The 12059-nt window shown below is 30.1% G+C and carries 9 protein-coding genes and 1 pseudogene; 1 reads left to right on the top strand and 9 read right to left on the bottom strand.

Annotated elements, in window-relative coordinates:
* Window positions 1–269 precede the first annotated feature (269 nt).
* From HMPREF1208_RS03575 to nucI, 9 genes and pseudogenes are all read right to left on the bottom strand, one after another.
* Window positions 270–1280 carry a hypothetical protein gene (locus HMPREF1208_RS03575; protein WP_016424986.1) on the bottom strand — a complete coding sequence of 337 codons (1011 nt, stop codon included), beginning with the start codon at window positions 1278–1280 and terminating at the stop codon, window positions 270–272.
* Window positions 1281–1292: 12 nt separating this feature from the next.
* A complete protein-coding gene (cas2, locus tag HMPREF1208_RS03570; RefSeq protein ID WP_037559114.1) occupies window positions 1293–1601 on the bottom strand; it encodes a CRISPR-associated endonuclease Cas2 in 309 nt (102 codons plus the stop codon).
* Window positions 1602–1605: 4 nt separating this feature from the next.
* Window positions 1606–2112, bottom strand: coding sequence for a type II CRISPR-associated endonuclease Cas1 (cas1, locus tag HMPREF1208_RS03565; protein WP_016424984.1), 507 nt, complete (start codon window positions 2110–2112; stop codon window positions 1606–1608).
* A gap of 130 nt (window positions 2113–2242) precedes the next feature.
* Window positions 2243–3442 carry an IS110 family transposase gene (locus HMPREF1208_RS03560; protein WP_281182775.1) on the bottom strand — a complete coding sequence of 400 codons (1200 nt, stop codon included), beginning with the start codon at window positions 3440–3442 and terminating at the stop codon, window positions 2243–2245.
* Window positions 3443–3613: 171 nt separating this feature from the next.
* Window positions 3614–4069, bottom strand: coding sequence for a CRISPR-associated endonuclease Cas1 (locus HMPREF1208_RS03555; protein ID WP_016424982.1), 456 nt, complete (start codon window positions 4067–4069; stop codon window positions 3614–3616).
* Window positions 4069–7228 (bottom strand): annotated as a pseudogene (gene cas9 / locus HMPREF1208_RS12570) (type II CRISPR RNA-guided endonuclease Cas9). Before cas9 ends, HMPREF1208_RS03555 begins: the two are co-directional and overlap by 1 nt.
* 558 nt (window positions 7229–7786) lie before the next feature.
* Window positions 7787–9160, bottom strand: a complete 1374-nt coding sequence (locus HMPREF1208_RS03540; protein ID WP_016424979.1) for an APC family permease — start codon at window positions 9158–9160, stop codon at window positions 7787–7789.
* Between the two features lie 2 nt (window positions 9161–9162).
* A complete protein-coding gene (locus HMPREF1208_RS03535) occupies window positions 9163–9891 on the bottom strand; it encodes a gamma-glutamyl-gamma-aminobutyrate hydrolase family protein (RefSeq protein WP_016424978.1) in 729 nt (242 codons plus the stop codon).
* Between the two features lie 279 nt (window positions 9892–10170).
* A complete protein-coding gene (gene nucI / locus HMPREF1208_RS03530; RefSeq protein ID WP_016424977.1) occupies window positions 10171–10680 on the bottom strand; it encodes a thermonuclease NucI in 510 nt (169 codons plus the stop codon).
* Between the two features lie 135 nt (window positions 10681–10815).
* Here nucI and HMPREF1208_RS03525 point away from each other — a divergent pair, with 135 nt between their 5' ends.
* Complete coding sequence (locus HMPREF1208_RS03525) at window positions 10816–11022, top strand: hypothetical protein (RefSeq protein WP_016424976.1); 207 nt, start codon at window positions 10816–10818, stop codon at window positions 11020–11022.
* Window positions 11023–12059: the final 1037 nt, after the last annotated feature.

The raw sequence follows: 12059 nt of genomic DNA, 5'->3' as shown, positions 1-12059 counted from the left end.
TATACCTAAAATTACAGAGTACTAAAACCCGATGCAGCTGCTAATTGCATGACACCGTGTATCATTTATACCTAAAATTACAGAGTACTAAAACCTCTAGCTATAATTATAGCTTATTTTTATGATTATTATAACCAAATTTAATGTTAGACATTTTTAAAATCTCGCACAATTTCTACTAAAATAATTTAGCAGCGCTTGATAAATCGATTAATTTACAAGTCAATTGACCAAGCGCTAGAGCCTTTTCCTATAATAAGCTCTTAGATTTATTTATTAAACTTCAAATCATACATTTTTATATATTTCGCTACAGCAATCGGTAGATTGTCATAATGGATATCCAATACAAAATCTTGTTTTGCATGTTTAAGGTATTTTACGACAACATAGATATCTATTGGTTCGAAGACAATGATATCAGCTAAATTATAATTTGAAATCTTCGGTGTTAATTCAATGACCTCTTGATATAATTTAATAATTTTTTCTAAGCTACGTTTAATCTCAAGTTTTTCAAAATTAAGTGGCGCATCCCATACTAAATGATTAATAAAATCTACTGTCAATAATTGCTTTTCATTTCTAATATAATTCATATGCGCTAAATCATGAGCTATAAAATGTTTCGATCCTGTTAATACAATTATTGGAACCCCTAAGTCTTCTAAAATATTCCTAAATCGAATTTGTTCTTTCGGACTTAAATTAGATTCGGGATAGCAATAAATCAATAATGCTTTATTATTAGATTGATAACTTAACTCTTCAACAATTAAAGGTATGAGTGACTCTAATCTTACAATTAAGCGACTATATTCGTGATCTAAATCATACGCAAACTCTATATTTTTAATAAAGGATTTTGTATCAAATCTCTTTGTTTTTAAAGGTAAATCATTTTTAACAAGGTTTAACAAATCTTCTAATAAAACATTAATAGAGTTTAAATAGCTGTCTAATTCGTATTGTTCTGACAAAAGTCGATTGAGCTTTTTAGTTATTATTGCGTTAGCAGCCAAAGTATGTTCCTTATCTATTGCTTCGTGACTTAACATGTAGCATTGATAAAGATTAGATGGCAATTGTTCTTGATTAATTCTGTCATAAATGCTTGTTTCATCCTTATTTGAATGACGCTTTTGAAAATAGTCACATATGATATTTAATATATCTTCTTCCTTAGTCTCAAATTCATTATATATTGAAGTGTACATCCCAATGTTCATTTCAGTCTTTGGGATAAGCGTACTTTTTATCTCCCAAATCATATTGTTCATTATAATTATCCTTTAAAATATTATTGTTCGATTATCACCGAGTAAAGCTATATTTTGATCTTCCTTACCTAACAAAATTTGCATTTTTTCATATTGTTTCTCGGTTATAATTAAAGATCTTACATGACCGTCTTGAGGTAAGAATTGTTTTATTTGTAAAACTGAAAAATCTGCAGCATCTTTATTGGCAACACTTTTAATATAAATTGAATATTGCATCATCAAAAAACCATTTTCAAGTAACCTTTTTCTAAATTTACTATAAATTCGCCTCTGTTTTTTCGTCTCAACTGGTAAGTCAAACATAATCATTACTCTCATAAACCTATAGCTCATAGAAAGTAAATTGCTTAATATCTGGAAATTTAAGCAATTGTTTTTGACCTTCTCTAAAATAATCAATGATAGACTGAATCATGATTTCAATAGCGCGTATAACTGTTTGCATCTTACCGTCTATAAGCACCCTCGCATGTAACAAATTCACAAGCTTTAATCTATATGCTTTTGTCAAAAAATCTTCTGGCGGATGTTTGAGTAAAAATAAATCTACTAAAGGTCTAAAGGGTTCAATAAAGTCTGATGCGAGATTAAAATGATTTCTACCACCTATATGGTGAATACCTAACGCGGGAATGAGCCCTTTTGCTACGATAGTTCTTGCAATAGCTGCATTCAGAATCGTGTATCCATAATTAAGAACTGCATTCTCTAATGAATTGTCATCATCACGTTTAAAATCTTCAAAAAAGCTATTAAAATAATATTTTGCAGCTTGTCCTTCAATATTGTGTTCATCTTTTAATTGAACGACATCTCTCAATTCTTGCATTTTACGAATCCTAGCCTCATTTCCTACGATTAGTCAAGTCTTTATGTTTAAAATAAGCATTACTAAATTAGCCCGTTCAATTTAATTTTTTTGAATAAGGTGTTATGATGTATATGATTATATGGTTACATTAGTGTGGTGCTTTTTGATAATCATATAATTGATTGTTAGTAATAAGATAATGAATGGTTTTTAACAAACGATTCACACTAGCTATGACTGCAGTCTTATGAGGTTTCTCATTTGGCTGCTTTCTTAATTTGTAGTAATAGTCTGCAACATGATTTTTATAACGATTTCGTCCTCTAATGATATTCATGATGATTAGAAACAATAAACGTCTAGCTTTCTTATTACCTCTTTTATTAATTGTATCTCTGCTCATAGAATTACCTGATTGATAACGTTTTATATCAATTCCGACATACGCATTGAGTTGTTTGTTTGTTTCAAAATGTGTTATATCTCCAAGCTCTCCAATCAGTAAAGCAGTGGTTAATTCTCCTAACCCAGGAATAGAAACTATATTTTCAAACGCATCAGTTGTCTTAGCTAATTTAATCATCTCTTTATCAAACAAATCTTTTTCATGCATAGATTTAAGTAATTTATCACATAGATGTCTTAATTTCTCTACGAGAAATGAAGATTGTTTAACTGTAGGGAAGCTATTTTGTGCTATTGAAATCAAATCATTCGTATACTTTTGAGCTTTTTTAATGGACATGCCTTTAGCTGTTGAATTAAGTATGGTATGAGTTAATTCGTCATGTGTTAATGCGAAAACACAATTGGGATGAGGAAATACTTTAGCTATATTTAAAGCAATCTTAGAGTACCTATTTTTAAATAACTTTTCTAAGCCTGGAAATGTTTGATGAAGCACTTCAACTAATTCTACCTTTAGTTTATTTTGATCATTTTCCATTTCTAAATGAAATCTTGCACGTTCTCTAAGCTCAAAATATATTTCTTCAGTATGACGTTGAATTTTAGCGTCCTTCATATTGAATGCCAAAAGCGCAAGTTTATGTGCATCAGCTTGATCGGTTTTCCATGATCTTAAAGAACTTGTTCTGAATTTAGCTTCTAACGGGTTCATCTCAATATAATTAATTTGATTTACGCGACAAAATCGAGTCATACCTCTTGAATAAATACCAGTAGATTCAAAAATGATTTGTAGGTGGTCTAAATCATTCAAATACTTTAATAAATAATTATAACCATTTTTATTATTTTGAATGGTAAATTCTCTTTGAAATTGATCGTTATGATAATGAGCTACGACACTACTTCTTTTACTAATATCAACACCTAAGTAATTGATAAATATAGCCTCCTTTAAAGAATTGAGAAGCTTTGAACTTTACTTAGCCTTTTTCATCTCATTTTCCTATACACGGTTTCAAGAACCCAACATACTTCAAACGAATTTCAAAAGGAGAGTAAAGCTGATCAGTTTAAATTGCGGATTCAAAGATCCAAGAGTCTACTCGATCTACTTCTCTCTACAACTATAAAAAATAGCTGTGAAGAAATCTATCGTCATAAATTTCTTCACAGCTAATCTTAGTATGTTTATATTATTATGTTCCATGCACCTAATTTGATTCAATATTTTTTGCTTCAATATTTGTTTCCATAGTTCTTTTTTACTTAATTCATCCCATGACAATTGCGCTTTCATTTGTGCATACTGACTAAAATGACCAGAAATAGGTTGCAATACACATTCTGGCAAATGTTTTTGGTTACAAAAAATTACTAAAATATTATAATCAGATAATTCAACTAATAATCTAGCTGTTACCGTAACAGTCAAATCTTCAATAACAACCGCAAAAATATCACTCAAAGGTACTTTAATCTCCCGATCTCCCTTAGCAATTTTCAAACTACTCAATGACAAAGATAACTTAGTGACATCACTTGCATAGACGATGCGCCAAGACATTATAGGACACCTCTTTTAAAGATAAGTTGAGGACTTTTTGAAGGTTTAACTTTAAATTGATTACCTAAAACGTCAGTTGAATATTTTTCAATCTTTTCAGTTTTTTTACCTATTGTTTTAAAAATTCGTGGTGTTTTTTTAATTTCCATTAAGTCACAATAGTCTTTATAATTAATATCAATCATATTTAATTCCACCACATTTCTTGTAGAATTATTCACTCCAATTACTCTAAATAGTTCATCATCAATAGAAATCAAGTCATTATAATAAAAACTACCAATAAATTGAGCATCACTAGGTACTTTATATCTTTCTTTCAATGCTTGATATTCATTTTTTAATATTTGATAATGCTTCTCTTTTTTCTTTATATCCATGTAAGTTAAAGTAATCATATGATAGCCTGCTTTTGAGTGAAAAACATCGAAGCGAAAAGGCTTAATGGAGAGCTGTACAACCTTTCTTTCTGCACCCGGAAAATTTTTGCTTATATCTAGATGAGTCCCTACTTTTTTCCCAATATACTTTAATTTTTTGATAGTGGGGCCTTTTTCATTTTTAGCATATTTAGTAAGGTATTCACCATTTTCTTCGTAATACTTGGCAAACGGATTTTTCTCTTCTCCATATTGTTTTATCACTAGCATTAATTTTTCAAAAGTTTGAGGATCATGTTTATACATAAGTAACTTCTCAGGCGTTTTTAAAAATAAATCTTTAATTTTAGTATTATCTTTGGCATATATATCTTTAACGGTTTGAACAATATAATGGTCTTCATTTACTTCCCGTGTAGAATATAGACTATCATTAATCAATTGTCTATTTGGCTTCTTATCTACTCGATGTGAATATTTAAAGTCTTTATAATCTTTAATGTCTTGGACTTGCTTAGGAATTTCAAACATTTTGCGAAAGTCTTGTTCGGATAGTAAATTCTTGGACTCTTTATTTCTATTTAGACTTAAATTATTATTTTCTAAGATAGCATTTGCTTCTTTAAGTTCTTTAGACTGTTTGAATAAATAACTTACATTAGCAATAATTAACGCATCTTCTGCATGATGTTTAAATCCTTTATTTCGAGCTTTATCAAACTTCCAAGCTTTTCTCAAATAATTTGTAAAGCTTCCATTAATAGTTTTAATTTTAACGTCTAAATCATTAGCACTAAAGTAAGATTTCAATAATTGCACTAACTCTCTTGTTGCATAGCGTGTATCCACCAAATTGCGATTAATAAACTCTTTTTGAATTTCAAATTTATTAATGTCACGTTCTTCTAACAAATACTCTCTCTTTTTCTTGGATATTCTCTCCTTAGATTTACTTAGGTTGAGTATGTGTTGCTTAAATTGCGCATATGATAAAGCGCTTTCATTAGAGTTTAAGTACTGATATGGTGTACGGTTTCCTTTTTTACTATTTTCTTCTTGCTTTACCAGAACTTTATTATTAAAAGAGTTATCAAACGATACTGACCTCGGGATAATGTGATGGATTTCTAAGTAAATCATCTAATGGAATATTTTGTAGAGAATACAAGCATTTTCCTTCTTGCATGTGATGCAATTTAATTTTTTCAACTAAACCTTTTGCATTGTGATTTCCGTATTCTCGAATCGCTTCCTCTACTTGTTTTCTTGTATTCTCATTTTCTTTTTGTATACGGTTTAAAAACTTTCTTCGATCTTCACTATTTTTCTCTCGAGCTAATTCAATAACAATCTCTTCTGGCAGTCCGTACTTTTTTATTACGGTATTTACAATTTCAATTGATTGAATAAAAGAACGTTTTACGACAGGTGACAAAATGAACTCTTCAACCATGTTTTTAGGAATTTGCTTCTGTTTAGAAAGCTGAAACTTTTGAGGTTTAAGATTAAGAGCAGTAAATACCTCCATTTGGTTTCGAGATGTCTGCCACATCTCTTCGATTAATAGATGTAAACATTTTAACGATAAACGATGAGTCCCTGTATAACCATTCAAATGTGCAATTGCTTCTTTTTCAGACTCTGTTAATAAATCCTGTAGTTGATCCAAAGCTTCTTTAATACTTAATGGATCTTGATAAAGCGTTAAAATAAATGCAATTTCATCTAATAATTCAATATTTTCTAAGTTTTTCTTATCCAAAAATATTTTATTTAAATCATGATACAACTTAAATGATGTAAATTGTGGTTTCCCGTTTTTGGTAATTCTATATCCTTTAATATCAGATTCTTCAACATTTATTTCTTTGGCAATTTGTTTTAATGTTGGTGATTTCTTTTGTTTGAAGACATTTTCAATAATATGATACTTTTCATAATATTCTAACTTTTCATTTTCATCTCTTGCGATTACTAAATTATTCAAATCATTTAATGCATTAAATAAATCTGCTGAATATGCGTACTTAACACTTCTTAATTCCTCTGGAAAGTAGGTACATCTTCCAATTAACTTTTCATACCATTGTTTCAAATCGCCATCCCAACCGTATTGACTTCCTTTACCTGGGCCCTCATAGTATTCTCTTCTCGTTTCTAATAAATGTATGTACTGTTCTATAAAATGATCATCAATGTCATGATAATTTTGTTGCGTAGTTAATATTTGTCTTGCTTCTTTTACAAAATCCTCCGTTTTAAATCTGTTACTTTCCCCTCTTACTTTATAATGTTCATTTAACCTATCTAATTGAAGTTCACAAACATATCGATTTTCTAACTGCTTTGCATTTTCTTTTAATTGCTCTTTTGTCGATAGTTCATTAGTACTTTCATTTTCGTCCATCACAACATGTACATTATGTATTCCTCTTCTTTTAGCCAAATGTAATAGTGCAATGACAAGCTCACTTTTAGATAATGGTGATGATAATCCCTTAACCCTGATTAGATATGGGTTTGTACTCTTAGGAATTTTGTCGTCAATAATTAAATGGTATTGTGCTAATAAATTTTTAACTCGATCTAATCTATGAATTCTTCTTCGTTTTAAGCGTCTTGAACCCCTTTTAGCTCTTCTACCCTCGTTGTTTTCAACATTCGCTTCAGGAAACAATCTCACACCAGCATCTATTACTGATTTTGAATCACTATGAATTAAACCGTATCCAACTGATGCGATACCAACATCTAAACCGAGAATATAACTATTTTTCAAATTTTTATCCCCCTTTTATTTTATTTATTACATTATAATACGCTTTAAAACGAAAAAAAATCCCACTAATAAATTAGTGGGATAAACACGACATTTTGTCTTGTTTTAGTAGATTCTGTAATTTTAGGTATAAATACAATATATATTGTAACTTTATATTACACGATTACAGGAGCTTATGTCAACTCTTTTCGCCACTTAAAATCATATTGAATAAGTATACCTTCATATCTTTTGATGATACGGCTAGATGAAACAAAATAAGTAAACAAATAGAATTTACAAGTTAATCAAAATGCTTTATTTACTTTATTATCTATCAGTGATATTACTTTGGATATGTGCACTCTTAAAAATTTCTATTGGATCTTAATTAAGTCACCTATTTAAAGCAGCTTAATTAGATAAAAATTTATTCAAAATACGAATGTAAGTATAATGCTTTTTTTAGTTAGACTATATCATTCTGACTTTATAAAAAAACTTGCTCCCTCACGATTAGAGAGAACAAGTTTTTTAAATATTATGTGATTGATTTAAATCATTTCAAAAGATTTTTTATTCTTTTATGTCACTTTGCTGATGTCTCATTTTATTAAGTATAAATAAAACAGCAGGTAACACAATATAACCAATGACCATAGCTGTAATTGCAAAATAGTTCAAAGTGGTATGCTGACCTTCAATGATTGAAAACTGCCCTTTCCAATTGAATTTAACTAATAATATGATTGTAAATAAAAATGAAATGATAGGAAGTATTACATCTGTAAAAACATTTTTCTTAACGTTTTCTAATACTGTCCCTTTATTTTTATTGTAATAAAATACAATCACCCCTATTGGAACAACTAAAAATTGAATAAAACGTGAGATTGAACTTAACACAATAATACTTGTCATATTATATTGAAATGCCATAGGAATAATAATAGCAATTAAAAAAGTAACGATAAAGGCGTTAAACGGAAAATCATATTTTGTACGCTTTTTAAACCATGGGGAAATTTGTTGTTGATTCGCAATGGCTTCAATGATTCTTGGTGTAGAAAATGAAGCAGCTACGTTAATTCCAAACATGGATATAAGTGCACCATATAAAATGATATTTTGGATAATGGGTGAGTGAAAAACAGCTACTAAGGAAACAACTTGCTTTGTTTCAATTAAAGCTTGTGGATTCAACGCCATAGTAACTAAAATAATCCCTAAATAGACAGCGGCAATTGAAAGAATAGCTAATGGAATAGCACGAGGCAAATTTTTCTCTGGATTTTTCATATCTTCAGATCCACTCGCCACACTTTCGAAACCTGTAAAAGCATAAAACGCAGCAATGATCGCCAAAACAAAAGTTGTGGTATCGATTTTAGAAGTATCAACGATATGCGTGACCTCCGAAAATCGAACTTCACCCGTTGTTACAATTACAACAATACCAGCTACAATTGTTGTAACGAGTGCGAGTAATTTACCAATCGTTGATAAATTATTAATAATTTCAAATAGTTTATTCCCTGTAATATTAATTAAAAGTAGTGTTACCATTAATATTAAAAAACCAATTGTAATCAGTGTGGTATTTGTATTGTCACCTCCGAATATCGTGATGACTGTTTTCACAACTGCTGTAGACATAACTCCCCATGCGATACATGCCGCTATGAAGCGCGTAATACCTACATAGAAACCGATATTATCTCCAAAAGCCGCTGTTGCATACGCATATGCCGCACCACTTTTGTTTACATATTTTGAAGCAGCGGCAAATGTTACTGCCAATATAGAAGCAAATATTGCTGCTAATATGTAGACATAAGGCGTATATGACCCAGCAATGGATATGACTGCACCTGGAGATAAGAAAATCCCTGAGCCGATAATTGAGTTAATTGCTAATAAGACGATTGACCAAAATCCTAATTTCTTCATTTTTAACCACTTTCTTTCGCATTTTTAATAAAATCTATAAATAACTTATCCATTGCTTCTTCTCGCCATAACATTTCAGGATGCCACTGCACCCCCACTAAATAAGGATAGTTCTGAGCTTCGATACATTCAATCACACCGTCACTTGAACTAGCAGTGCCTTTGAAGTCCGGTGCAATATCTTTAATTAATTGATGGTGAAATGAATTCACAAAAATCTCTCGTTCTTCAAACACCCGAGCTAAATGACATTGTTCTAATATTTGGATACGATGTGTTTTTTCAGTTGGATTCACACCTTGCCAATGTCTTAAAGTTTCTTGTTCACGATAAGAAACATCTTGGTACAATGTACCGCCATGGTATACATTAATCAGTTGAGCCCCTCTACAAATACCTAAAATGGGAATGCCACGTTTTTTTGCTAGTTCTAATACCGTATATTCAAATAAATCACGCTTTAATAACGTTTCTCCTATTAAGTTTCTCGGATCTTCTCCATACAAATGAGGACTGACATCATAACCACCACTCAAAATAAGACCATCTAATTGTTCGACCTGTTTTTCGATTGCATTTTTATCTGAATGTATAGGAAGTACAACTGGCACACCTGCATGCTTAGTAACAGAATAAACATAATCTTGGTTGATATAGCAACGTTCGTACCCAGGAAACATACCATCTTTATCACGTAAAATATTAGCGGTAATTCCTATTATAGCTACCATATACATCCCTCCATTACAATTGAGTTATTTTAATTATAATGTGGGTGTTGATTTTGTCAATAACACTTTCTGATTTTTCTGACTTTTTAAGTCAGATTTTTCATTTTTATTAATAACAGTTAAATGTACAAGTGTTTATAAAACAAAAAGCTGAAGTTATCACAGTATAAATCCAATCTGTAGATAACTCAGCTTGTTTGTCAATTTGCACATGCTAAATTAAAGTTTTCTGCTCGTCTTGTGATTTAAAAAATGCCCTCGCGCGAGCAATTTATCCAATTATGCTTCACTCCAAATGTTGAGCTTTTTCTTTTGTGCTTCTTTTTGTGCTTGTTCGATTTGAGGGCGATATTTATAGTTTGGTGAATAGAATTTTGCTCGTGCTAATCCTTCTTTTGCAAGTCTGACATTAAACATTTTGTCGCCTACCCAAACATAAGCAAGTGTACGTCCGTATCTATCTTTCGGTGCGCGATCATATTCTAAAGTGACACGTTTACCTGTAAGATGTTTCTTCGTAAAATCAGATGCTTCTTTACCATAAGGTTGAACTGGCGTATTAGGTTTAACCGTTTCAGGTGTATCAACACCAATCATACGCACGCGTTCTTCCTTTCCATCTTTATTAACTATAATAGTATCACCATCGATGACACGTGTAACGATATATGAGTCGCCTTTTGTACTGCCTTCCGTCGTTTTAAACGGTCCTTGTCCATTTACATATTGTAATGTTAAGACAAAGATTGCTACTACAACAATTAATAAACCAGATGTAAATTTCTTCATCATTTCCTCCTTATTGTTTATAAATTAATACTTTTATATTATTATATTTATATATAATTTTCCATAAGTTTTCTTGCCCTAATTGTGACTTTTTATCTACAAATGCTATAATGTTGACATTAGGAGTGAAAAAACATGAAAACATTTAAAAATAATTATCTATCTTTAGTGGTTATCATTATAGCCATTTTGATTGGCTTCTTTTTACAACATAAATTCAACCTGCCACTATTTGCTGGTGCATTCATCGGTGTCTTCCTCGGCATGCTCGGCGGTTTTATCACACAAATTTTAATGCCTAAAGATCAAAATCATGATGCTAATCAAAAGAATCGGCAGTAAATACAATGATTATCCACAAAAAGTTCACTTAAACTATAACTGGACGTACCTATGTATAAAACTTTTATAAAGCATAAAAAAGACTATACTTTTTTACGCACAGATGATACAACTCGATCGTCAAAATATTCTCCACTCACAGCCAGTCTGTGCAGTGGTTTTTTTGAAATTGTACAATACTTTTAATAGTACGTTTTTAATTTTATACCCTTGATAGCAAATCATTATCTGTCACAAATCATTCTATATTACAATTGTAATATAAAATTCTTTTATTAATGAAATAGTGGTCTAGAAATACTTGTTGAAAAAGTGTTTCTTTATCGAATAATAGAGGTGTCATTGACCCATTCTCATAGTCTTGTTTATGTTCAGTTTTTTGGCCTCCAATGCGTTATTAATTTTATTTATTACCATATCCCTTAATAACCAAATTGACTTTCAATTTATGATTGATATTAATAAAATTAAGCATTTAGAAAAATATAACCGCCTATTTTTTATTATGGGAATTATTTTACTAATCTTTTCTATGTATATATTGTTACAATTTTTACAACGGTTATAGCAAAACCCAATTGCATCAGTAGCCTTTGTTGTCATAGAGAAATTCCAAATTTGAACCTTTACGTTCAATGTGAGTTTCTCTTTTTTGTTTATTTAACCCATTAGATTTTTTAGTGACAAGATAATAAATAAATGTAACGCAAAATTTAATCAACCTCTAAAATATCGTAAATACATCTTATCATTTTTATATTTAAAGTTAAAATTATATACAATGACTTCACTAAATTTACAAATATTTTTATATAAGTGGTTAGCAGATATTCTAAAAATAACGAAATGATTATGAAATTATAGTTAAGATGTCACTATTGAATTAAAGAACTCTATTACAGCTGATTGTAGTGATTAAATTGCTAAGTAATGATATATCAAATCAAGAAAATAAATACTGTTTTTGATATTTAATAAAGATTTGATAATGGATGTATTTTTTGGTATATTACGGCTTATAAACAAGTGGATAATTT

The sequence above is a fragment of the Staphylococcus sp. HGB0015 genome (assembly GCF_000411275.1).
GTDB classification, from domain to species: Bacteria; Bacillota; Bacilli; order Staphylococcales; family Staphylococcaceae; genus Staphylococcus; species Staphylococcus schleiferi.
This window is presented reverse-complemented; position numbering and strand designations above follow the sequence as displayed.

Bases quoted from the DNA above. Each gene is read 5' to 3' on its own strand.
- HMPREF1208_RS03575 (WP_016424986.1), bottom strand. From the start codon at position 1,280: ATGAACAATATGATTTGGGAGATAAAAAGTACGCTTATCCCAAAGACT.
- cas2 (WP_037559114.1), bottom strand. From the start codon at position 1,601: ATGAGAGTAATGATTATGTTTGACTTACCAGTTGAGACGAAAAAACAG.
- cas1 (WP_016424984.1), bottom strand. From the start codon at position 2,112: ATGCAAGAATTGAGAGATGTCGTTCAATTAAAAGATGAACACAATATT.
- HMPREF1208_RS03555 (WP_016424982.1), bottom strand. From the start codon at position 4,069: ATGTCTTGGCGCATCGTCTATGCAAGTGATGTCACTAAGTTATCTTTG.
- HMPREF1208_RS03540 (WP_016424979.1), bottom strand. From the start codon at position 9,160: ATGAAGAAATTAGGATTTTGGTCAATCGTCTTATTAGCAATTAACTCA.
- HMPREF1208_RS03535 (WP_016424978.1), bottom strand. From the start codon at position 9,891: ATGGTAGCTATAATAGGAATTACCGCTAATATTTTACGTGATAAAGAT.
- nucI (WP_016424977.1), bottom strand. From the start codon at position 10,680: ATGAAGAAATTTACATCTGGTTTATTAATTGTTGTAGTAGCAATCTTT.
- HMPREF1208_RS03525 (WP_016424976.1), top strand. From the start codon at position 10,816: ATGAAAACATTTAAAAATAATTATCTATCTTTAGTGGTTATCATTATA.